The sequence below is a fragment of the Curtobacterium sp. ME26 genome, from assembly GCF_903970945.1.
Classification (GTDB): Bacteria; Actinomycetota; Actinomycetes; order Actinomycetales; family Microbacteriaceae; genus Curtobacterium; species Curtobacterium citri.
Window position 1 is genome coordinate 19759 of record NZ_CAJCKG010000026.1, and the last position, 21481, is coordinate 41239.

At 73.6% G+C, this 21481-nt stretch carries 19 protein-coding genes; 5 read left to right on the forward strand and 14 right to left on the reverse strand.

What is annotated here, in order from left to right; translation table 11 throughout:
* Window positions 1-44: 44 nt before the first annotated feature.
* The 5 genes from H7A69_RS11365 to H7A69_RS11385 all read right to left on the reverse strand — a co-directional run bounded on the left by H7A69_RS11365 (window position 45) and on the right by H7A69_RS11385 (window position 4871).
* Entirely contained in the window at window positions 45-434 is a 390-nt protein-coding gene (locus H7A69_RS11365; protein ID WP_259346190.1) for a VOC family protein, read from the reverse strand.
* 93 nt (window positions 435-527) lie between these two features.
* On the reverse strand, window positions 528-1535 hold the full coding sequence (locus tag H7A69_RS11370; protein WP_182047111.1) for a LacI family DNA-binding transcriptional regulator: 1008 nt from the start codon (window positions 1533-1535) through the stop codon (window positions 528-530).
* Window positions 1536-1619: 84 nt separating this feature from the next.
* Entirely contained in the window at window positions 1620-3140 is a 1521-nt protein-coding gene (locus H7A69_RS11375; protein ID WP_182047112.1) for a tripartite tricarboxylate transporter permease, read from the reverse strand.
* Window position 3141: 1 nt separating this feature from the next.
* Window positions 3142-3792 (reverse strand): tripartite tricarboxylate transporter TctB family protein, encoded by a 651-nt coding sequence (locus H7A69_RS11380; RefSeq protein ID WP_182047113.1) that lies wholly within the window; start codon window positions 3790-3792, stop codon window positions 3142-3144.
* Window positions 3789-4871, reverse strand: coding sequence for a tripartite tricarboxylate transporter substrate binding protein (locus tag H7A69_RS11385; protein ID WP_182047114.1), 1083 nt, complete (start codon window positions 4869-4871; stop codon window positions 3789-3791). The genes H7A69_RS11380 and H7A69_RS11385 overlap by 4 nt, the downstream gene beginning before the upstream one ends.
* Before the next feature lie 135 nt (window positions 4872-5006).
* Between H7A69_RS11385 and H7A69_RS11390 the strand changes: the two genes are divergently transcribed.
* Complete coding sequence (locus tag H7A69_RS11390; protein WP_259346191.1) at window positions 5007-6284, forward strand: ATP-binding protein; 1278 nt, start codon at window positions 5007-5009, stop codon at window positions 6282-6284.
* Window positions 6281-7018, forward strand: a complete 738-nt coding sequence (locus H7A69_RS11395) for a response regulator (RefSeq protein ID WP_182047115.1) — start codon at window positions 6281-6283, stop codon at window positions 7016-7018. Before H7A69_RS11390 ends, H7A69_RS11395 begins: the two co-directional genes overlap by 4 nt.
* Window positions 7019-7112: 94 nt before the next feature.
* Here the strand turns inward: H7A69_RS11395 and H7A69_RS11400 are convergent, their stop codons facing one another.
* Complete coding sequence (locus H7A69_RS11400) at window positions 7113-7586, reverse strand: nucleoside deaminase (RefSeq protein ID WP_182047116.1); 474 nt, start codon at window positions 7584-7586, stop codon at window positions 7113-7115.
* A gap of 47 nt (window positions 7587-7633) precedes the next feature.
* The gene (locus H7A69_RS11405) at window positions 7634-8284 is read right to left on the reverse strand and encodes a CatA-like O-acetyltransferase (protein WP_182047117.1); all 651 of its coding nucleotides are present in this window, start codon (window positions 8282-8284) and stop codon (window positions 7634-7636) included.
* A 62-nt stretch (window positions 8285-8346) separates the two neighbouring features.
* On the opposite strand from H7A69_RS11405, the gene H7A69_RS11410 reads away from it, so the two are divergent.
* A complete protein-coding gene (locus tag H7A69_RS11410) occupies window positions 8347-9018 on the forward strand; it encodes a DUF2461 domain-containing protein (protein WP_182047118.1) in 672 nt (223 codons plus the stop codon).
* A gap of 33 nt (window positions 9019-9051) precedes the next feature.
* Here H7A69_RS11410 and H7A69_RS11415 read toward each other — a convergent pair whose 3' ends face one another.
* The gene (locus H7A69_RS11415) at window positions 9052-9657 is read right to left on the reverse strand and encodes an HD domain-containing protein (RefSeq protein WP_182047119.1); all 606 of its coding nucleotides are present in this window, start codon (window positions 9655-9657) and stop codon (window positions 9052-9054) included.
* Between the two features lie 42 nt (window positions 9658-9699).
* Between H7A69_RS11415 and H7A69_RS11420 the strand changes: the two genes are divergently transcribed.
* A complete protein-coding gene (locus H7A69_RS11420; RefSeq protein ID WP_182047120.1) occupies window positions 9700-10260 on the forward strand; it encodes a YbaK/EbsC family protein in 561 nt (186 codons plus the stop codon).
* A gap of 6 nt (window positions 10261-10266) precedes the next feature.
* On the opposite strand, the gene hrpA is transcribed toward H7A69_RS11420, so the two are convergent.
* The 6 genes from hrpA to H7A69_RS11450 all read right to left on the reverse strand — a co-directional run bounded on the left by hrpA (window position 10267) and on the right by H7A69_RS11450 (window position 20522).
* The gene (gene hrpA / locus H7A69_RS11425; protein WP_182047121.1) at window positions 10267-14118 is read right to left on the reverse strand and encodes an ATP-dependent RNA helicase HrpA; all 3852 of its coding nucleotides are present in this window, start codon (window positions 14116-14118) and stop codon (window positions 10267-10269) included.
* Window positions 14119-14235: 117 nt separating this feature from the next.
* Window positions 14236-16089: a thioredoxin domain-containing protein gene (locus H7A69_RS11430; protein ID WP_182047122.1), complete on the reverse strand. Its 1854-nt coding sequence runs from the start codon at window positions 16087-16089 to the stop codon at window positions 14236-14238.
* Window positions 16090-16204: 115 nt separating this feature from the next.
* The gene (locus tag H7A69_RS11435) at window positions 16205-16735 is read right to left on the reverse strand and encodes an ATPase (protein ID WP_182047123.1); all 531 of its coding nucleotides are present in this window, start codon (window positions 16733-16735) and stop codon (window positions 16205-16207) included.
* A gap of 16 nt (window positions 16736-16751) precedes the next feature.
* Window positions 16752-17819 carry an NAD-dependent epimerase/dehydratase family protein gene (locus H7A69_RS11440; RefSeq protein ID WP_182047124.1) on the reverse strand — a complete coding sequence of 356 codons (1068 nt, stop codon included), beginning with the start codon at window positions 17817-17819 and terminating at the stop codon, window positions 16752-16754.
* Window positions 17820-17860: 41 nt separating this feature from the next.
* Window positions 17861-18721, reverse strand: a complete 861-nt coding sequence (locus H7A69_RS11445; RefSeq protein ID WP_182047125.1) for a sulfurtransferase — start codon at window positions 18719-18721, stop codon at window positions 17861-17863.
* 244 nt (window positions 18722-18965) lie between these two features.
* Window positions 18966-20522 (reverse strand): MFS transporter, encoded by a 1557-nt coding sequence (locus tag H7A69_RS11450; protein WP_182047126.1) that lies wholly within the window; start codon window positions 20520-20522, stop codon window positions 18966-18968.
* Between the two features lie 162 nt (window positions 20523-20684).
* Between H7A69_RS11450 and H7A69_RS11455 the strand changes: the two genes are divergently transcribed.
* The gene (locus tag H7A69_RS11455; RefSeq protein ID WP_182047127.1) at window positions 20685-21344 is read left to right on the forward strand and encodes a TetR/AcrR family transcriptional regulator; all 660 of its coding nucleotides are present in this window, start codon (window positions 20685-20687) and stop codon (window positions 21342-21344) included.
* Window positions 21345-21481 lie beyond the last annotated feature (137 nt).

Genomic DNA, 21481 nt, shown 5'->3' on the forward strand with positions numbered 1-21481 from the left:
TCCGCCTGGCCGAGTCTCGCGCCGGTGCCGCGCCCCCGCCGCGCTCAGGCGCCGGGCAGGAACAGGCAGAACGGGTGCCCGTCGGGGTCGAGCAGCACGCGGACGTCGTCCTGCGGCTGGAAGGCCGCCTCGGTCGCACCGAGCTCGACCGCACGGGCGGTCGCGGCGCCGAGGTCCTCGACCTGCAGGTCGAGGTGCAGCTGCATGCCCTGCGTGCCGGGGGCCGGTGGCCAGGTCGGCGCCGTGTAGGCATCGTCGTACTGCACGGAGAGCCCGACCCCGCCGTCGGCCGGGCGCACACGGAGCCACGTCGGCCCGTCCTCGTGCACGACCCAGCCGGTGAGCGCACCCCAGAACCGTGCGAGGCGCACCGGGTCGGGGGACTGCAGCACGGTCGCGGTCAGGACGGGCATCGCGGGGTCGTCGGCGCTCATGCCGCGCACGGTACCGCGCCCGGGGGCGAGCCGACCGCGATCCGCGCACGGCGGCTGCACGGCGATGCGACCGTGGTGGTGCAGCGTCGCTGGTCAGCGCGTCGCGACGCTCGCGCGCTCGACGATCCGGTGCGGCACGACGACGGTCGACGGGGGCGCCTCCGGGTACGCGATCCGCTGCGTGAGCAGGTCGAGCGCGGCGGTCGCGAACGCCCGCCGGTCGAACGACACCGTCGTGAGCGCCGGGATCGCGAAGGCGGCCGCGTCCACGTCGTCGAACCCGACGACGCTGACCTGCTCCGGGACGCGGACGCCCCGCGCTGCCAGGACGTGGAGCACGCCGAACGCGATCGAGTCCGTGTAGGCGAACACCGCGTCCGGCAGCGGGTTCGCGTCGAGCCACGCGGCGAACCCGGTGGCGGCGGCACTCGTCGTCCACGCCGGCAGCGGCACGCGGAGGGACGGGTCGACCTCGAGGCCGACCGCGCCGAGCGCGTCCGCGTGACCCCGGTCGCGCAGCTCGCTCGTGGCGGTGGCGTCCGTGGGGCGCGCCGCTCCGACCACGGCGATCCGACGGTGCCCGCGGTCGAGCAGGTGGGTCGTGACCTCGCGTGCGGCCAGCCGGCTGTCCACGTGCACCTGGTCGACGTGCTCGGGCTCGACCTCGCCGATGACCACGGTCGGCGGGAGCCCCTCGGTCTCGGCCAGGACACTCGCGCTGAGCGACACCGGGTTGAGCACGAGTCCGTCCACGAGGTGCGCGCGGGCCCGGGAGACGAGTTCGCGCTCACGGCCCGGGTCGTGACCGGTCTGGTCGAGCTGCACCGTCCACCCGCGCTCGCGGGCGAGCTCGACGAACCACTGCGCGAGCTCGGCCGAGTAGGCGTTGCCGAGCTCCGGCAGCGTCAGGGCGATCGCGCCCGAGCGACCGTTCCGGAGTCCGCGGGCGGAGAGGTTCGGCACGTAGCCGAGCTCGGCCACCGCACGCTCGACGCGCTCCCGTGTCGCGGCCCGCACGGGTACACCGCCGTTCACCACGTTGGAGACGGTCTTCGGGGAGACCCCGGCGAGGGCCGCCACGTCCCGCACGGTCGCGCGCATCCGCCGAGCGTAGCGCGCCACCTGCGGACGGGAGGCGCGGTGCGGGGCCGCCACGTGCCTCCCGTCGGCGCCGCTCCGGCGCCGCTAGGCGTCGACCAGCTCGCGGCGCGCAGCCCGCCGCGCCCGGACGCGGCTGGTCACGGTGACCGCGACCACGACCGCCAGCACGGCGTACAGCACGATCGGGATCGGCCCGGCCACCAGGACCGAGAAGTCACCGTCGGCGCTCAGCGCCGCGTCGCGCAGGCTCGTCTCGGCGAGGGGCCCGAGCACCATGCCGATGATGAGCGGCGCGAGCGGCACGTCGAGTGCCCGCATGAGGAACCCGACGAGACCGATGCCGAGCAGCATGAGCAGGTCGAACACCGAACCGCTCGTGGCGTAGATGCCGAGTCCGCAGAAGACCGCGATGCCCGCGTACAGGTAGGCCCGCGGGATGCGGAGCAGCTTCGCCCAGAGCATCGCGAACGGCAGGTTGATGACGAGCAGCACGACCATCGCGATGAAGAACGACGCCAGCAGCGCCCAGACCAGGTCGGGGGAGCGGTCGAACAGCAGCGGGCCCGGCTGCAGGCCGTACTGGCGGAACGCGGCGAGCATGATCGCGGCGGTCGCCGACACCGGCAGACCGAGGGACAGCAGGGCGCCCATCGCCATGCCGGTCGTCGAGTTGCCCGCGGCCTCGGGCGCCGCCAGACCGCGGATCGCTCCCGTGCCGAACTGCGGGTGCTTCCGGCGTGCGTCGAGTCGCTTCTCGAGCCCGAAGGCCAGGAAGGTCGGGATCTCGGACCCGCCGGCGGGGACCACGCCGAAGGGCAGCCCGATCGCTGTGCCGCGCAGCCACGCGGGTGCCGCCTCGCGGAGTTCCCGCTTCGAGAGCCACGGGCGACCGGTTGCCCGCACCATCCGGCCGTCCTTCAGGTGTCGGGCCAGGCACGCGACGTAGATGACCTCGCCGAGCGCGAGGACCGCGACCGTCACCGTGACGAGCGAGATGCCGTCGAAGAGCTCCGGCACGCCCATCGTGAAGCGCGGTGCACCCGAGATGCCGTCGACGCCGATGACCGCGATGCCGAGCCCGAGGCACAGCGACCCGAGGCCCTTCAGCGCGTCGTCGGTGACGACCGACGAGGTCGTGACGAACGCGAAGAGTGCGAGGGCGAAGAACTCGGCCGGTCCGAAGCTCGACGAGAACGATGCGAGCGCCGGTGCGAGGAACACGACCAGGACCGAGGCGATCATGCCGCCGACGAACGCGCCGATCGCGGCCGTCGCGAGTGCCTGGGCCGCTCGTCCGTTCAGCGCCATCTTGTGACCCTCGAACGTCGAGGCGATCGCCGAGGCCTGCCCCGGCGTGTTCATCAGGATGCCCATCGTCGAGTCGCCGAAGAGCCCGCCGAAGTAGACGCCCGCGAACATGATGAACGCCGCCGTCGGGTCGAGCGAGAACGTCACGGGCAGCAGCAGCGCCACCGCCATCGACGAACCGAGGCCGGGGAGGACGCCGACGGCGGTGCCGAGCAGGCACCCGACGACGACCCAGAGCAGGTTGGCGGGGGTCAGGGCACCGGCGAAGCCGTCGCCGAGGAGACCGAGGACGTCCACGTCAGAACTCCCATCCGACGATGCCCGAGGGCAGCGACAGGTCGAGCAGCATGTCGAAGGCGATGTAGCTGATCGCGCTCACCGTCAGCCCGACGACGAGCGGACGCAGCCAGCCGGGCGCGCCGAGCCCCTTCGCGACGCCGAGGAACAGCAGCCCGGCGCCGACGATCCACCCGAGCACGCCGAGCAGCAGCGCGAAGCCCGCGAAGGACAGGACGACCCAGGCCAGGGAGCGCCAGTCGACGCGGACCGAGCGCTGCTCGACCGAGGTGCCGGTCGTGTCGGTGTCGGTGGCGGTGGCGGTGTGCGTGTCGGCGCGTCGGGCGGCGTCGGTGCGGGCCTCCGGCGGTGTGCCGTCGGACCCGACCCGTCGGCCGCGCGCGGCCCGGACGGACCGCACGACCAGCAGGGCGGCGAGCAGCAGGAGCGCCGCGGCGACGAGTCCGGGGAAGACCGCCGGCCCGGGGAACGCGGTGCCGGCGGGGACCTCCATCGTGACGATGCCGACGACGAGGTAGACCGCGAACGCGGTGAAGAGCGCCGGGGTGGTCAGCTCCTTCGCGACCGCGGCGACCCGGCCCGGGTCGGCCCGGAGCGTGAGCCGCTGCCCGACGACCGCGGACGACGACGTGGGGTTGCTCGGACGGCTCACCGGCCCAGCTCCTCGTACAGTCCCTGGATCCGCTCGCGTTCCTCGTCGATGAACGCGTCGAGGTCCCCGCCGGTGATGATCCGCTCGGTCCAGTGGTACCGCTGCATCGCGTCCGCCCACTCGGGGGTGCGGACCGTGTCGAGGACGATGTCGGTGAGCTGCGTCCGCTGGTCGTCGTCGAGCCCGCCCGGCGCGGCGATCATGCGCCAGTTGGTCAGCGTGACGTCGTGCCCCTGCTCGACCGCGGTGGGGATGTCGATGCCGTCGACCGGCTCCGCAGCGACGAGCGCGAGTGCCCGCAGCCGACCGGACTCGATCTGGTCGATGTTGTCCGGGTACCCGCCCGACGCCGCGGCGGCCGTGCCGTTGAGGAGCGCCTGGATCGCCTCGCCGCCGCCGTCCGAGGGGATGTAGTTCGTGTCCGTCGGGTCGATCCCGGCCGAGACGGCGAGGTCGGTGACGACGAGCTGGTCGAACGAACCGCCGCCCGTCCACGGCACCGAGCCGGGGCGCTCGCGCCACGCTGCGACGAGGTCGTCGAGCGTCTCGTAGGGCGAGTCGGCGGGGACGACGATCACGTCGTACTCCTCGACGGTGACCGCGAGCGGCGTGATGTCGTCGTGGGTGACGGCGGAGCCGAACTGGATCTCCGCGGCGAGCAGTCCGGTCCCGCCGACGAGCAGCGTGTCGGTCTGCCCCGCGAGCCGCGCGACGTTGCCGAGCGCGATGGTGCCGCCGGCGCCCGGCATGTTCACGACCTGGACGGCGTTCACGATCCCGTTCGCGCGCTGGGCCTGCTGCATCGACCGGGCGACACCGTCCCAGCCACCGCCGGCAGCCGCGGGTGCGACGAGGGTCACGGACCGGGTGGGGTCCCCGCCGGCCGCTGCCGACGTGACGGACCCGAAGGCGGCGACCGCGATGGACACCGCGGCGACGGCCGCACCCACCACGCGGGCGACGGGACGACGGACACGCGGCCCGGTCGGCGACCCCGTCGGCACGGACTGCCCCGGCACGGCCTGCCCTGGTCCGGACTGCGCCGGCACTGACTGCTCCGGCACTGACTGCTCTGGCATCGATGTCTCCCTCCTGCGCACGTCGTCGTGCCGCAGGTCGAGAAGTACGATGGCAGCCGCCGACCGGACGAGCAGCCGGCGGCGGAGATGTGCTCATTGACGCTCACGGCGTCGCGGCCGGAGGAGGACGCCACGGTGACCAGGGCACGTCCCGGACGGCTGCGGCGGATCGCGGTCCTCGCGCTCCCGAGCGTCATCGTGCTCGCGGCGACCGGCGTCACGACCGGGGTCGCCGCCGTGGTGCAGGAGCGCAGCATCCGGAGCTCCGTCGTCGACCGGGTGTCGGGTGTCGCCGCGAGCCTGGCGGACCTGCCCGAGGTGCGTGACGCGGTGTCGTCGGCCGCCGACCGGGGCACCCCAGGGGCGCTCGCCGACGCCCACGACCTCGCGTCGGCCACCGCGGCGCTGCAACCCATCGCGACGCTCGTCGAGGGCGCCTCCGGCGTCTCCTACGTCGTGGTCACCGACGACGAGGGCGTCCGCATCACCCACCCGGACCCCGCGGAACGCGGCGAGCCCGTGGAGACGACGATCGCACCCGTGCTCGGCGGTGCGCGGTTCGTCGGCACCGAGACCGGCCCGTCCGGCGCGACGCTCCGCGCCAAGGTGCCGATCCGCGACGACGGAGGCGAGGTCGTCGGCGTCGTCGCGGTCGGCGTGCTCGAGTCGACCATCGCGGCCGACCGGGAGCGGGCCCTCGGCACCCTGCTGCCGTGGAGCACCGGTGCACTCGTCACCGCGACGCTCGCGAGCGTGCTCTTGTCGCTCGTGATCGCGCGCCGGTTGCGCCGGGCCGACGCGGTCGACGCGGAGAGCCGGCAGGTGCGCTGGACGACGGAGGCGCTGCGCGAGCAGGCCCACGAGTTCGGCACCCGGCTGCACGTGGTGCGCGGGCTCGTCGAGCAGGGGGACGACGAGGACGCGATGGCCTACATCGACGCCGTCGCGCCCGGGCTCACCAGCGGCGGTGGTGCCGGGTCGCCGCGGCGGGGTGCGGTGGCGACGGCGTCGGTCGCGGCGGTGCGGTCCGAGCTCGCCGCGGCCGGTGCCACGCTCGACCTGCGGGTCGCCGACGACGTCGTGCTCGACGACGCGGTGCTGCTCGTCGTCGCGAACCTGTGCCGCAACGCCGCCGAGGCCGGGGCGACCAACGTCGCCTGCACCGTCGCGACCCGGGACGGGCGCACCACGGTCACGGTGGAGGACGACGGCCCGGGCATCGACCCGGCCGACGCCCACCGTGTGCTGACCCGCGGCTGGTCGTCGAAGGCCGACGAGACCGGGCTCGGGCGGGGCATCGGCCTGGCGGTCGTCCGGCGCACCGCCACCGACCGCGGCGGATCCGTGGTCGTCGGGCGCTCGGCAGCGCTCGGCGGAGCCCGGCTCGACGTCGAGATGGCGGCGGGGTCGTGACGGCGTCCGGGCCCGCACCGCTGCGGGTGCTCGTGGTCGACGACGACGCGGGCGCCCGCGCACTCCACTCCCGGTGGGTCGCCGCGACCGAGGGGTTCGCGGTCGTCGGGGCGGTCGCGTCCGGCGGCGCCGCACTGGCCTCGGTCGAGCGCGGAGTCGACCTCGTGCTCCTCGACATGCGTCTGCCCGACATCAGCGGCATCGAGGTGCTGCACCGCATGCACGTCGCCGGTGTCGACCGGACCGACGTGCTCGTCGTCAGCTCCTCGCGCGACCAGGTCACCGTGCGGCAGGCGCTCGCCGCGCACCCGGTCGGGTACCTGCTCAAGCCGTTCGACCGCGAGGCCCTGCAGGACCGACTACGCGCCTACGCCGTCGAGCGCCGGTCACGCGACGACGCGCACCGCGACGTGCCGATGGGGCAGGGCGACGTCGACCGCCTGCTCGCCACGGGCTCGGTGCGCGTGGTCACCCCCGCCCGCGCCTCGGGCGACACCTCCGAGGGCGCCCTGCCGAAGGGCGTCAGCGCGACCACGCTCGGTCGCGTCGTCGCGGCCCTCGACCCGGTGGTCGCCCGCTCGGCCGACGAGGTCGCCGGGGCCACCGGCACCTCACGCGCCACCGCGCGCCGCTACCTCGACCACCTCGTCGCGACGGGCGCCATCGACCTGGCGCACCGGTACGGCCGTCGCGGCCGTCCGCAGGTGCTCTACCGGCTGACGCCGGCTCCCTGAGACCCGGCCCTGCCACGGACGGGAGGCGCGCGGCGGAGAGGTGACGAGCCTCCCGTCCGTCCCGTGGTCACGCCCGGCGAGCGGTGGCGTCCGGTCAGGACGGGTGGCGGGCGGTCCACTCGCGGAACGGCGCCGTCGGGTCGTCGACCCGACCCTGCTCGGTCGGCAGGGCGCGGTCCTCGACCGGCTTCGCGTACTCGTCGTAGAAGGTGGCGAGCGTCATCAGGCGGTTGCCGTCCTCGTAGTGCTCGCCCTCCTGCTCGCGGGTCGCCGCGAAGACCACGCGGTCGGGCTGGGCGTAGTACAGCGCGCCGAGGCACATCGGGCACGGGTACGCGGTGACGAACACGTCGTGGCCGGTCAGGTCGGTGATGCCCTGCTCGGCGGCGGCACGGATCGCGCGGATCTCGGCGTGCGCCGTCGGGTCGCCGGTCTGGGCGACGTGGTTGACGGCCTCGACCACGACCTCGCCGTCGCGGACGATCAGGCAGGCGAAGGGCTTGCCACCGTCGGCGACGTTGTCGAGGGCGCGGGAGACCGCGAGGGCGGTGAGTTCGTCGTCGTGCATGCCGACCACGGTGCTCCCGGGCGGTGTGCGACCGGGGGACGGGACGGTCAGCCGAGCCAGGACGGGTCGGCGAACAGCTCCTCGAGCTCGGTGACGAACCGGGAGGCGTGGAAGCCGTCCACCGCCGCGTGGTTCACCCGCAGCGCGAGCGGCATCAGGGTGCGGTCGCCCTGCTGCCGGTGGCGGCCGAGCGTGACGATCGGCAGCAGGTGGTCCTCGGCACCGGTCAGGTGCAGGGCGAAGCCGGTGAACGACGTGCGGGGGAGGGTCGACACGTCGAACGTGTCCGTGCGGCCCGTGCCCTGCGGGAACATCCGGTGGTCGTCCCGGTACGTCGCCGTCGTCGTGACCACCGCGTCGTGGAACGTCCGCGGGTCGTCGTCGTGCTCGACCACGAGCACCGAGAACGTCTCCGTGTCGGGGTGGAACACCGTGAAGGTCGGGTGGACGACGTCCCACACGGCGGGCTGCCCATCGGGGGTGAGCTGCATCCGGAACTCGGCGTGCCGGTTCACCACCGTGGAGATCGCCCAGATCTGGGACGGGTAGGTCTTCACACCGGCCGCTCGCACCGCGGCGACGAACGCGGTGACGTCCACGTCGACGGTCAGTTCCCACGCGCACGGCTCCCGGCGGTAGTGCGCGAAGTGCTCGCGCCGCGGCCAGGTGTCGAGGTCGATCGGTCGGAGTTCGTTCACCGGGCCAGTCTCGTACCCCGGGCTGCCGATGACCGTGCACCCCGGGGCGGTTCACTCGGGACATGACCGAGACGCCGTTCTCGCCCGCGCTGGCGACGTTCTTCCGCGGGCTCGCCGCCCACAACGAGAAGTCGTGGTTCGAGGACCACCGGGAGGACTGGGAGCGGCACGTCCGCGACCCCATGGAGGCGCTGCTGCAGGTGGCCGAGCGGCGCTACGGTCCCGGACGGGTGCTCCGCCAGCACCGCGACCTGCGGTTCACGCCGGACAAGCGCCCGTACCGTGAGGACACCGGGCTCACCGCGGGCGGCATGTACCTGAGCGCCGGGGCCGACGGGCTGCAGGTCGGCGGTGGACTCTACGAACCGTCGCGCGATCAGCTGCACGCCGCGCGCACCGCGATCGACGAGCACCCCCGGGCCGCGGCCGCCCTCCGTCGGGAGCTCGACGCCCTGACGGACGCCGGGTACGAACTGGCCGGTCCGCCGCTGAAGACCGCCCCGCGCGGGTACGACGCCGACCACCCGCGGATCGACCTGCTCCGGATGCAGCACTACGCCGCCCTCGTGCACCTGCCGCTCGAGAGCCCGCTCGACGACGTCACCGCGGCGTGGGACCGCGTGCAGCCGTTGGTGCGGTGGACGGTGAAGTGGGCGCGGGCGGACGACCCCGAGGCGTCGGACGATCCGGCCCCGCCGGTGCCCGGAGCGCGGTCGATCGACGAGCGCGCCTGATCGCCGGCACCCTCCCGAACGTGCCGGTCGGCCTCAGCCGAGCCGCTCGAGCGGGTTGTGCCGGAGCTTCTCGACGACCCCCGCGTCCACGATCCGCCGCGCAGCGGTGTCGGGCTTCCGGTCGGCCTGGTCGACGACGCAGGCGCCGAACTCGGCCGCGATCGACCCGCGGGGGAACGCGCGGACGACCTCGCGCAGGTAGTCGACGGGGAGCCCGTCGGCGTCTACCCCGCTGATGTCGAGCCCGGTCGCCCGCTCGAGCAGGTGTCCCTCGACGTCCAGGGACACGTCGACGCTCGGCCAGTTGTGCCGGACGATCACGTCGAGGACGCGCTGGCGTCGGGCTCCGCTCCAGCCCGCGCCCGTGGTGAGGGCGATCGCCACGTGGCCGCCGGCGTGCTCGTACGAGCTGCGGACGTTGTCGAACTCCGGGACGGTGCCGATGTCGTGCAGCAGCGCGGCGACGTAGAGGAGTTCGTGGTCGACCGCCGTGATGCCGTCGACGGCGGCGAAGCCCTCGGCCCAGTACCAGGACCGGACGGCGTGCGCGGTGAGGGCGGGGGACTGGTACGCGTCGGCGAGCGTCGCAGCCGCGCGCGCCGCGGCCGTGTCCGGGACGGGGAAGTCGTGGAGCTGCACACCTGATCATGGCACCGGACGGGCCTGGCTACGGTCGGACGCATGCCCACGCTCGACCGTTCCCCCGTACTCGTCGCCACCGGGTTCCTGGCGATCCCCGTCGCCCAGGCCCTGGTCGGGCTGCCGAGCGACCTGCTCGCCCGGATCGAGGCAGCGCCGATCGACCCTGACCTGGCGGACACGGCCGCGTTCTCCGACGCCTACGGGTACCCGCTCGAAGGCGGGGCGAACTGCATCGTCGTCGCCGGCAAGCGCGGCGACGAGGTCCGCTACGCGGCGTGCGTGGTGCTCGCGTCGACGAAGCTCGACGTGAACCGGGTCGTCAAGCGGCTGCTCGACGTCCGGAAGGCGAGCTTCGCGCCGATGGACCAGGCCGTCGAGCTGACCGGCATGGAGTACGGCGGCATCACGCCGATCGGGCTCCCCGCGGACTGGCCGGTGTACGTCGACGCCCGCGTGCTCGAGGCCCCGGAGGTCGTCATCGGCGCGGGCCTGCGCGGGGCCAAGGTCTTCCTGCCGGGCACGGTCCTGGCGGCGGCCCTGCCGAACGTCACCGTCGTCGAGGGCCTGGCGACCGAGGGGTTGGCCACCGACGCCGGCTGAGCCCGATCAGCGGGCGGCGGCCAGGGCCTTCGTGATGCGCGGCAGCGAAACGGTCTCGGCGGTGCCGAGCTCCTGCGCGAACAGGCTGAGCCGGAACTCCTCGAGCATCCACCGGGCGTGCACGAGTTCCGGATGCGCCCCGACGGCGGGCGGGAAGGTGCCGCCCGCGTCCGTGTAGCGGTCGGTCGTCACGGTGACCTCGCGCATCCACGTCGCGTCGCGCCCCGGGTTCTGCAGGAGCTTCTGCACGCGCGCGTCGATGCCCTGCAGGTACACCCGGATCCGTCGGAGCCGGTCGAGTCCGGCGACCGCGACGAAGCCCGGGAAGACCAGGCGCTCGGTCTGCTGGCGCATGTCGGTGAGTGCCGGGAGCAGCGCCATCGAGTTCGCCTGCTTCATCGACTTGTCGGCGGCGCGCTGCGCGGTGAGGACAGCCGCGACCTCGGACACGGCGGTGAACATCGTGTCGACCACCGTCGCGGACACGGCGTCGCGGACGGCCTCGAACTCCGCCTTCGTGAACACCAGTCCGTCCGGGTGCAGCCGTCGGATGCCGGCGTCGACGACCGCCGCGAGGACGTCGTCGAACAGCGCCGCCGTCGACGGGTAGGGGCTCGCCGCCAGGGCCAGCTTCTCCTGCGCGGTCAGGTGCGACTGCACGTACGACACCGGGGACGGCACCGCGTGCATGACGAGCCGTCGGACACCGGCGGGCATCCGCACGGTCCGGTCGCCGGGGGTCGCGAGGAGCTGCACGCCGACGGTCGCCTTCGGGCCCTCGCCCTCCTCGACCAGCGACGGGTAGGCGCGGATCACGCCGCCCGCCTGCTTCGTGTCGAGGACCTGCGGCAGGTCCTGGGACGGCCAGGCGGTGAGGCCGGACCGTTCCACCTGCGCGCCGGAGGCCGCCCCGGCGACGCGTGCCGCGCCTCCCGGCCGTGCCGCCGCCTGCACCGTCGCGGAGGCGACGCTCTGCTGGGTCCGGTCCTTGAGCTTCGTCTGCAGCGCCGAGAGGTCCTTGCCGGTCTCCACCCGGCGGCCGCGCTCGTCGACGACGGCCCACGTCGGCAGCAGGTGCGCCGGGACGCGACCGAGGTCGAAGTCGGACTCGCTGACGGACACGTAGGTCATCCGCTGGATGGCCCGGGCGAGCGTCGCGCGGAACGACTCCGTCGGCTCGGTGGGGGCGTCGTCGGGCAGTTCGGCGACGATCTTCTCGGCCCAGTCCGCTGCGGGGACGACGTTCTTGCGGATCTGCTTCGGCAGCGACTTGATGAGCGCGGTGACGAGCTCCTTCCGGAGCCCGCGGACCTGCCAGTCGAAGCCCTCCTCGCGCATCCGGGGGAGCAGCGCGAGCGGCACCTGGACGCTCACACCGTCGTCCTGCGCGCCCGGCTCGAAGCGGTACTTGATCGCCAGGCGCTGGTCGCCGGAGCGCCACTGCGTCGGGTACTCCTGCTGGTCCTGCGCTGCTTCCGCGGCGTCCTCGTCGAGCAGGTCCGTCCGGTGCATCGTGAGCAGGTCGGGCTGCTCGCGTCGCGCCTGGCGCCACCACCCCTCGAAGTCGCGGGTGGTGGCGACGTCGGCGGGGACACGGGCGTCGTAGAACTCGTACACGCGTTCGTCGTCGAACAGGATGTCGCGGCGACGGGTGCGTTCCTCGAGCTGTTCGAGTTCGCGGCGGAGCTTCCGGTTCGCCCGGTCGAAGGCCTGCTGCGCGTCCCACTCGCCCTCGACGAGGGCGTGCCGGATGAACAGCTCGCGCGAGTGCTCCGGGTCCACGCGCTTGTACTGCACGCGCCGGCGCTGCACGATCGGGACGCCGAACAGGGTCACCCGCTCGTACGCGACCACCGCGCCCTGCTTCTTCTCCCAGTGCGGTTCGCCGTACGTGCGCTTGAGCAGGTCACCGGCGAGCGGCTCCACCCAGGCGGGGTCGATCCTGGCGACCGTGCGCGCGAACAGGCGGCTCGTCTCGACGAGCTCGGCGGCCATCACGGCATCCGGCTGCTTCTTCGCCAGGACGCTGCCGGGGAACACCACGAACCGGGTGTTCCGCGAGCCGAGGTAGTCGCGCTTCTCCTTGTCGCGGAGCCCGATCTGGCTGAGGAGCCCGGAGAGGAGCGACCGGTGCACGGCGTCGCCGTCCTCGGAGCGGGACTGCCCCACGCGGACGTCGACCTGCTTCGCGGCGCGGGAGAGCTGGCGGTACAGGTCCTGCCACTCGCGGATGCGCAGGTGGTTCAGGAACTCGGCCTTGCACAGCCGCCGGAACGCGCTCGACGACATCTCGTCCTGCTTGTCCTCGATGTGGTTCCAGAGGTTGAGCAGCGTCAGGAAGTCGCTCGTGGGGTCGGCGAAGCGCGCGTGCAGCTGGTCGGCGTGCGCACGCTTCTCGAGGGGCCGTTCGCGCGGGTCCTGGATGCTCAGGGCGCTGACGATCGCGATGACCTCGCGCCCGACGCCCTGCCGACCGGCCTCGAGCACCATCCGACCGAGGCGGGGGTCGATCGGCAGGCGGGTCAGCTGGCGGCCGGACTTCGTGATCCGGCCGTCGGCGTCGACCGCACGGAGCTCGCGGAGCAGGTCGAGGCCGTCCTTCACGCCTCGGGAGTCCGGCGGCTGGAGGAACGGGAACGACTCGATGTCGCCGAACCCGAGCGAGATCATCTGCAGGATGACCGCGGCCAGGTTCGTGCGGAGGATCTCGGGGTCGGTGTACTCGGGGCGCCGGTCGAAGTCCTGCTCGGAGTAGAGCCGGATCGCGATGCCCGCGCTCGTGCGGCCCGCGCGACCGGACCGCTGGTTCGCGCTCGCCTGGCTGATGGCCTCGATCGGCAGGCGCTGCACCTTGGCCCGCGGGGAGTACCGGGAAATGCGGGCGGTGCCGGTGTCGACGACGTACTTGATGCCCGGGACGGTGAGGCTCGTCTCCGCGACGTTGGTCGCGAGGACGACGCGACGTCGGACGCCCGGCGTGGTGCGCTTGTCGAAGACGCGGTGCTGGTCCGCCGCGGAGAGCCGACCGTAGAGCGGCAGGACCTCGGTGCCCGGGTAGCGCCTGCCCTCGATGGCGTCCTGCGCGTCACGGATCTCGTTCTCGCCGGAGAGGAACACGAGGACGTCGCCCGGGTCCTCGCGCGCCAGCTCGTCGAGCGCGTCGGTGATGCCCTGCAGCACGTCGCGGTCGTCGGCGTTCCCGCCGTCGCCGCTGTCGTCCGTGCGCGGATCGGTCTCGTCGGTGGTGTCGTCGCCGGCGTCCTCGGCCACGAGCGGTCGGTAGCGGACCTCGACCGGGTAGGTGCGGCCGGACACCTCGATGATCGGAGCACCGCCGAAGTGCTGCGAGAACGACTCAGGGTCGATCGTCGCGGAGGTGATGATCACCTTGAGGTCGGGCCGGCGGGGGAGGAGCCGCTTGATGTACCCGAGCAGGAAGTCGATCGTGAGGGACCGCTCGTGCGCCTCGTCGATGATGATCGTGTCGTAGCGCTTCAGGTCGCGGTCGAAGTGGATCTCGTTGAGCAGGATCCCGTCGGTCATGAGCTTGATCCGGGTGTTCACGCTCACCTTGTCGGTGAACCGCACCTGGTAGCCCACGAGGTCGCCGAGTTCGCCGCCGAGCTCCTCGGACACGCGCTCGGCGATGGTCCGGGCGGCGATCCGCCGGGGCTGCGTGTGCCCGATGGACTCGCGCCCCAGCTCGAGGCAGATCTTCGGCAGCTGCGTCGTCTTGCCCGAGCCGGTGGCACCCGCGACGATCACGACCTGGTGGTCGCGGATCGCGGCGGCGATGTCGTCCCGCCGCTGCGACACCGGCAGTTCGGGCGGGTACGTGATGACGGGCGTGGCAGACATGAGCATTCCAGGATAGCGGAGCGAGTGGCGTCGGTGGGATCGTCGTCCGCCGGCAGCGGAGTCGGCCAGCGGGGACGGCCAGCGGAGTCGGCCAGCGGAGTCGGCCAGCGGGGACGATCAGCGGAGCTGGTCGGCGAGCTCGGCGTCCGTGTGTGCCGGCAGGGCGCAGACGTGGTCGTGGCAGACGTACGCGGCGGGAGCGGTGCCGTCGCGACCGGCGAACAAGGAGAACCCGGCGTCGGCCCACGCGCGGGCCTGCTCCGGGGTCACGGTCGCCACCACCGTGCCGGGTCGGCGGGCGTGCCGCGCGGTCCGGCGGAGGGGATCGTCGACGGCGGCCACGACGACGACCTCGCGCGACGGGCGCTGCAGCGCGAGCGCCAGTCCGAGGGCGTCCGCGTGCCCGAGCGGCCGTTCCGTCCCCGTCCGTGCGCGGTCGGCCACGAGGGAGGCCGCCGCCGTCCGCAGGTCCTGGTCCCCGGTGAGCGCCGCGAGCACCGCGGCCGTCGACGCCAGCGCCACGGTCCCCGAGCGCATCGCGGTCTGCGGCTGTTCGCCCGTCGCGGTCCCGGCGGCCGCCAGGACGGCATCGGCCTCGAACCGCCCGGCGAGCCCGTCGTCGACGAGGCTCCGGGCGGTGACGGCGTACCCGACCGCACCCGTGACGAGTGCGAGTTCGAGGAGCCCCTCCGCCAGCAGTCCGACGTCCTCGATGGTGGGCGGTGCGGACGACGTTCCGTGGGCCGTGCTCGAGCGGACGACGACGTGGTCGTCCCGCACGTGCGCGGTGAGGACGGCGTCGGCGGCGGCGCGGGCCAGCGCGATCATCTCGGCGTCGTCGTGCCGCGCCCCGGCGACGGCGAGTCCCCGGATCGCCAGGCCGTTCCAGCCGGTGAGCACCTGGTCGTCGAGGGGAGGCGGCGCGTACCGGCCCCGCTGGTCGAGCGGCAGCCGGTACCACTCGCCCTCGACCCGGCGGCCTTCGATGGTGGACTCGCTGTCCTGTGCGGCGACGAACGCACCGTCGGGGCGCCGCAGGGTTTCCCGGAGGAAGTCCGCGATGCCCCTCGCCTGGTCGCGGTCGGCGACCGCGAGCAGGCCCGCGTTGTCGTACAGCATCCGCTCGTAGTGCGGCACGCTCCAGTCCCGCTTGGTCGCGTACCGGAACACGCCGCCGTCGGCGTCGGTCAACTCGGTCGACCGGATCGCGTGCAGGCTCCGGTCGAGCAGGCCGGCAGCGACGCGCTCGGCGTCGGCGTCGGCATCGGCGGTGTCGTCGGCCGCCACGTCGGCGAGGAACTCGAGCAGCGGTGCGCCCGGGAACTTCGGCGCGCCACCGAACCCGCCGTACGTCGTGTCCTCCGCCGTGGCGAGCTGCGCGGTGACGCCCTGGACCGCGTCGACGGCCGGGAGGCGCGGTTCGACCCGCGCGGTCACCTCGCCGCCCTGGGCGGCTGCGTCCGCCTCGGCACCCTGCCGGATCGCCGACGCGATGGCACCGGCGTTCGCGTCGACCTCGTGCCGACGCTCCGTCCACGCGTCGAGCACCGCCGCGAGCACCTGGCGGAACGAGCCGACCTGTCCGACCGGCGTCGGCGGGTAGTAGGTGCCGGCGAAGAAGACGCGGCCCTCCGGCGTGGCGAAGGCCGTGAGCGGCCAACCGAGCTGCTGCGTGAACGCGCTCGCCGAGGCCATCAGGCTGGCGTCCACGTCGGGACGTTCCTCGCGGTCGACCTTGACGGCGACGAAGTCACGCCGCAGGAGCTCGGCGATCTCCGGGTCGGAGAAGCTCTCGCGCGCCATCACGTGGCACCAGTGGCAGGTCGCGTATCCGACCGACACGAGGACGGGGACGTCACGCTCCCGCGCCTCGGCGAAGGCCTCCGGTCCCCACTCCCGCCAGTCCACCGGGTTGTCGGCGTGCAGGCGGAGGTACGGACTGACCGCGGTCCCGAGCCGGTTGTCGTTCATGCCTCCAGCCTGCCCCGGTCGCGCTGGACGGTGGTCCCGGCGGGTGGATCCGTGGACGGAGCCACGCCGTCCACAGTCCGCCGGTCACAGACCACGGGCCACGGGCTACGGAGTCTCAGGCGGGCAACCAGCCGGTCAGTGCACCGAGCACGCGCGCGACCTCAGCCGGCGTGCGCCCGTCGGTGTCCACCCGGGTGACCGTGTCCGCGACGGCCGATTCGAGCCTCCCGGCCGTCGCCGTGCTGTGGGCCAGTTGCGCCTGCGGGACGGCACCACCCGCGCGACGGGCGAGCCGTCCGGCGGTGGTGGTGTCGGAGGCGCGGAGCAGGACGGCGGTGACCAGCGGGTCGTCGCCCATCGCCGCGGCGAGCTCGGCGGTCCGCAGCACGGACACGGTGTTCGTGACGACGAGCCGGTGGTGCCCGAGCTCGCGGTAGGCGGCCCACATCGCGGCGAGGTTCCGCTCCGCCAGGTGCGCAGCGGGGTGCTCGACGTGCGGTGCGGGGTGCGCGAGGTCGAGGAGGTCGCCCTCGACGACGGCGTGCGGCACGTCCGCGGCGACGAGCAGGTCGTGGAGCGCCTCGGCCGCGGTCGACTTCCCGACGCCCGACCGGCCGCCGACGAACAGCACCTCCGACCGGGGCACCGGCTCGATCCCCGCCTCAGTCCCGGCCGAGGGAGAGGAGCGCCAGCGCGGCGTCCTCGGGGCCGTAGTCGAACATGCGGTCCCAGAACGGGTCGTCCGCCCAGGGGACGTCGCCGCCGGCGGGGACGGCGTGGGCGGTCTCGAGCAGCCACTCGACCGTGGGGCGCACGGCATCGGCGTACCGGGGCGGCTGCCATCCGAGCGCCCGCGCCGCCGTGGTGTCGAGGACGAACGGGGACGGGGAGCTCCACGGCGTCGTCCCGACGAACGCGGGGGCGTCCTGGTCGAGCAGCACCTCGTCGAAGCGGTGGTCGGCGAGCCCGGCGAGGGTGCGCACGATCTCGAGGACGTCCGGCGCGCTCTCGTCCGCGACGTTGAGGATGCGGCGGTCCGGTGCGTCGGCGACGAGCCGGACGAGGGACGCCATGCCGCTGGCCGCGGTCGTGTGGTCGACGCCGCGGCCGTGGTCGGCGAGCAGGATGCGCTCCCGACCGTCGAGCGCACGCCGCACCACGAACCACTCGCGCGGACGCCCGATGCCGACGCCGTGGACCTTCGAGGGTCGCAGCACGGTGACCGGTGCGCCGTGGTCGAGGAGGACCTGCTCGGCGGCGACCTTCGCCGCGCCGTACCCGTCGCGCGTGGTCGGGTCGCCGTCGCCGGCCGTCACGGTGGGCTGGAGCTCGGAGACGGGGCCGCCGAACACGGGACGGTCGACGGAGTTCGCGTGCCGCCCCCGGTCGTCCACGTACACGGCCTTCGAGGACACGAACACCGTCGAGCCGACGTCGTCGAGGAACGGGCGGAGCTGCAGGGCGTCGTCACGTGTCAGTCCCACGGTGTCGACGAGCAGGTCGGCGCCGGGCCGCAGCAGGTCACGGAGCACCGTGGTGTCCCGTCGGTCGCCGGGGACGAAGGTCGCGCCCGCCGCGGTCAGGGCCTCGGCAGCGGGACCGCCGCGGCGCGCGAGCACGTCCACCTGCCAGTCGTCACCGCCGCGACCCGAGACGTCGAGCAGGTCGCGGACCACCGCCGAACCGATGCCGCCGGTACCGCCGAGGACGACCGCGCGTCTGCTGCTCATGGTGCCCACGCTAGTGCGCGGCGGTGTTCCCGGTGGGGACGTCAGGACGCGAGCAGCTCCGGCTCGAGCCGCCACCACTCCGCCAGGGACCCGTCGTACACCTGCACCCGGTCGTGCCCGAGCACCGTCAGGGCGAGTGCGTCCACGCACGCGGCGCTGCCCACCCCGCAGTACGTCACGACCTCGTCGGCGCCGAGCACGGAAGCGAACACCTCGGCGAGGGCCGGACGTCGTCGGAGCGTGTTCGACACCGGGTCGACGACGTCGTCCGTGGTGATGACCGTGCTGCCCGGCACGATGCCCGGGTGGTCGGTGCCGAGCGAGGACGCGGGCGCGGCGAGCACCACCGCCGCCGGTTCCTCGCCGTGCACGGCGCGGAGGACGCGGTCGTGGTCCGCCCAGACCGGCCGTTCCTCCCCGGCCAGGAAGGGGTCCGCGCCGGTGGTGGCGGGCGTTGCGCGCACGGGTCCGACCCGAACGGGGCGCCCTTCGTCCCGCCACTTGGTGAAGCCGCCGTCCAGCACCGCGGCGGTGTCGAAGCCGAACGCGCGGAAGATCCACCACAGGCGTGCGGCCCACTCGCCGACGCCGTCGTCGTAGACCACGACCGTGCTCGACGCGGTGACCCCGAGGGCCCGTGCGGCGGCCTCGAAGTGCTCGGCGCCCGGACGGGTGAACGGCAGGTCGGCGTCGGGCGCCGAGAAGTCGTGCAGCAGGTCGGCGTACCGCGCGCCGGGCACGTGCCCGTGCTGCTCGTACGCGTCGTGGGCGCCCTGCCAGCGCATCGCGGTCCCCGTGCCCTCGGTCCGCACCGAGGCGTCGACGACCACGAGGTCGTCGGCGCCGAGGTGGTCGGCGAGCCACTGCGTCGACACGAGCGGCGAGGTCAGGACGGGGGCCATGGCCGTCACGATATCCGCCACCCCTGACGCGAGCGAGGGTGTCCGACACGGGGCGCAACGCCACTGTCCCGACGGCGAGGTCGACTGGCATGCAAGGGGCCGGAACGACGACATCCCACGCGTCGATCGACGCGTGGGATGTCGCAGGACGGGTGCCCCGCCGCGGGACTGGACGGGTGCCCCGCCGCGGGACAGGACTGGTACCCCGCCGCGGACAGGACGGGTGCCCCGCCGCGAGACCGGGCTAGTGCGCTGCCGCGGGGATGCTGCCCGTGGTCGCGCTCGACGCGTGCTCGAGCTTGGCGAGCCGCACCGACTGCCGGTTGATCAGGAGGCCACCGGCGAGGGCGACGAGCACGAGCACGCCCGCCGAGATGCCGAACGCCACGTGGTACCCGTCGATCACGGCCTGCGCCTGCTGCAGCTTCGTCGGCGCCGCCGACAGCCCGGAGAGGCTGTCCGCCACGACGTCGGCGAAGATCGTCGACAGCAGTGCGGTACCGATCGATCCACCGATCTGCTGCATCGTGTTCACCGTCGCCGAGGCCACGCCGGCGTCCGCCCGGGCCACCCCGGTGGTCGCCGTGTTCATCGCGGACGAGAAGATCGTGCCCATGCCGAGACCGATGACGATCAGCGCGGGCAGGACGGTCCCCGCGTACGAGCTGTCGACGTCGGTGCGGAGGAGGAGCAGGAGTCCCGTCGCGGCGACCAGGCCGCCGGCGAAGATGAGGACCTTCGGCCCGACGCGAGGGAGCAGGCGCCCGCCGATCTGCGTCGCCGAGATCATGATCGACAGCGGCATCGGGAGGAACGCCAGCCCGGTCTGCAGCGAGCTGAAGCCGAGCGTCTGCTCGAGGTAGTAGGTCAGGAACAGGAAGATGCCGAACATCCCGATCGCCACCAGGCCGATCGCGAGGAAGGCCCCGCCGCGGTCGCGGTCGAGGACGACGCGCAGGGGGAGCAGCGGGTGTGCGACCCGCGTCTCGATGACCACGAAGGCGGCGACGAGCACGACGCCGGCGGCGAGCATGACGATCGTCAGCGGAGCGTCCCAGCCGTTCGACTCGGCGTTCGAGAAGCCGTAGACGATGCCGACCAGACCGGCCGTGATCGTCAGGACGCCGGCGACGTCGATGCGGGGTCGCTCGACCTTCGGGGGCCGCGCCATGAAGACGAGCGCACCGATCACGCCGAGCACCGCGAACACGACGTTGACGTACAGGCACCAGCGCCACGAGGTGTACTCGGTCAGGACGCCACCGAGGAGCAGGCCGATGGCCGCACCCGAGCCGGCGATCGACCCGAAGATGCCGAAGGCGCGCCCGCGCTCCTTCGGGTCGCGGAAGGTCGTCGTCAGCATGCCGAGGGCGGACGGGGCGAGCAGCGCGCCGAAGACGCCCTGCAGCGCGCGGGCCGCGACGAGCAGCCCGAACGAGTCGGCGAGGCCGCCGAGGACCGAGGCGGCCGCGAAGCCGACGAGCCCGACGATGAACGTGTTCTTGCGGCCGAAGAGGTCGCCGAGGCGTCCGCCGAGGAGCAGGAGGGAGCCGAACGCCAGCGAGTAGGCGGTGACGATCCACTGCCGCTGGTCGTTGCCGAAGCCCAGGTCGGCCTGGGCCGAGGGCAGGGCGATGTTCACGATGGTGGCGTCGAGCACCACCATGAGCTGGGCGAGCGCGATGACCGCGAGGGCGATCCACCGGCGGTTCGCCTTCTCGGGAGCGGCGCCCGAGCCGGTCGGGCTCGTCGTCGCGGGTGCGGCCCCGGTGGGGGTCGGCACGGTCTGTTCTGCCGTCACGGCAGCCTCCTTCGGTGAAGGGTGGAGGTGGCGGAGCACGCGCCGTCGAGCGCTTCGCGAGGAGGTGGAACCGGATGCCGCGCATCCGGTTGTCGTCAGTGTAGACCGAAACGGAGTCGTCGCATCCGTTTGTTCCCAGAAACTTCAACTACGGTCGGGTCCGTGAGCACCACCGACTCCGCGCCCGACCTCGAGCGCCCCCTGCGCGCCGATGCCGCGCGCAACCGCGAGCTGATCCTGCAGACGGCACGGAAGTGCTTCGCGGAACGCGGCCTGTCGGTGACCCTCAACGACATCGCGCACGAGGCCGGTGTGGGCGTCGGGACGGTCTACCGGCGGTTCGCCGACAAGGACTCCCTGATCGAGGCGCTGCTCTCCACCAAGTTCGAGGCCATGAACGCCGCCGCCGCCCGTGCCGCGGAGGAGTCCGACCCCCGCGAGGGGCTGCGCGTCTACCTGATGGGCGTCTTCGAGTTCCGGGCGCGTGACCGCGCCCTCGCCGACGCCATCGTGCGCGCGGGCAAGGCCCGCCCGTCCGTGGTCGAGGAGCGTGACCGGCTCGAGTCCCAGGTCAACGCGATCATCGAGCGGGCGCACGCGGCGGGCGTCGTGCGCGCCGGCTTCGCGTGGTCCGACCTGCCGATGCTCACCGTGATGGTCGGCGCCGTGGCGGACCGGACGCGCGACCACGACCCGGACGCCTGGCGGCGCTACGCCGAGGTCGTGATCGAGGGCGTCCTGCCCCCGACGGGGCGGCAGCCGATGCTCGGTGCGCCGCTGGACCGCGCGACGATCGAGCACGCGCTGCACGGCCCGTCCTGACGCTGCCGCGGCGCGTCGGGACCTGAGCGGAGCCGGACGGGAGGCGCGGTGCGGCGCCGCCCCGCGCCTCCCGTCCGTCAGCCGGACCCGCCTAGAGCCAGCTCGGCAGCCAGTAGTGGGAACGGACGAAGTCCCAC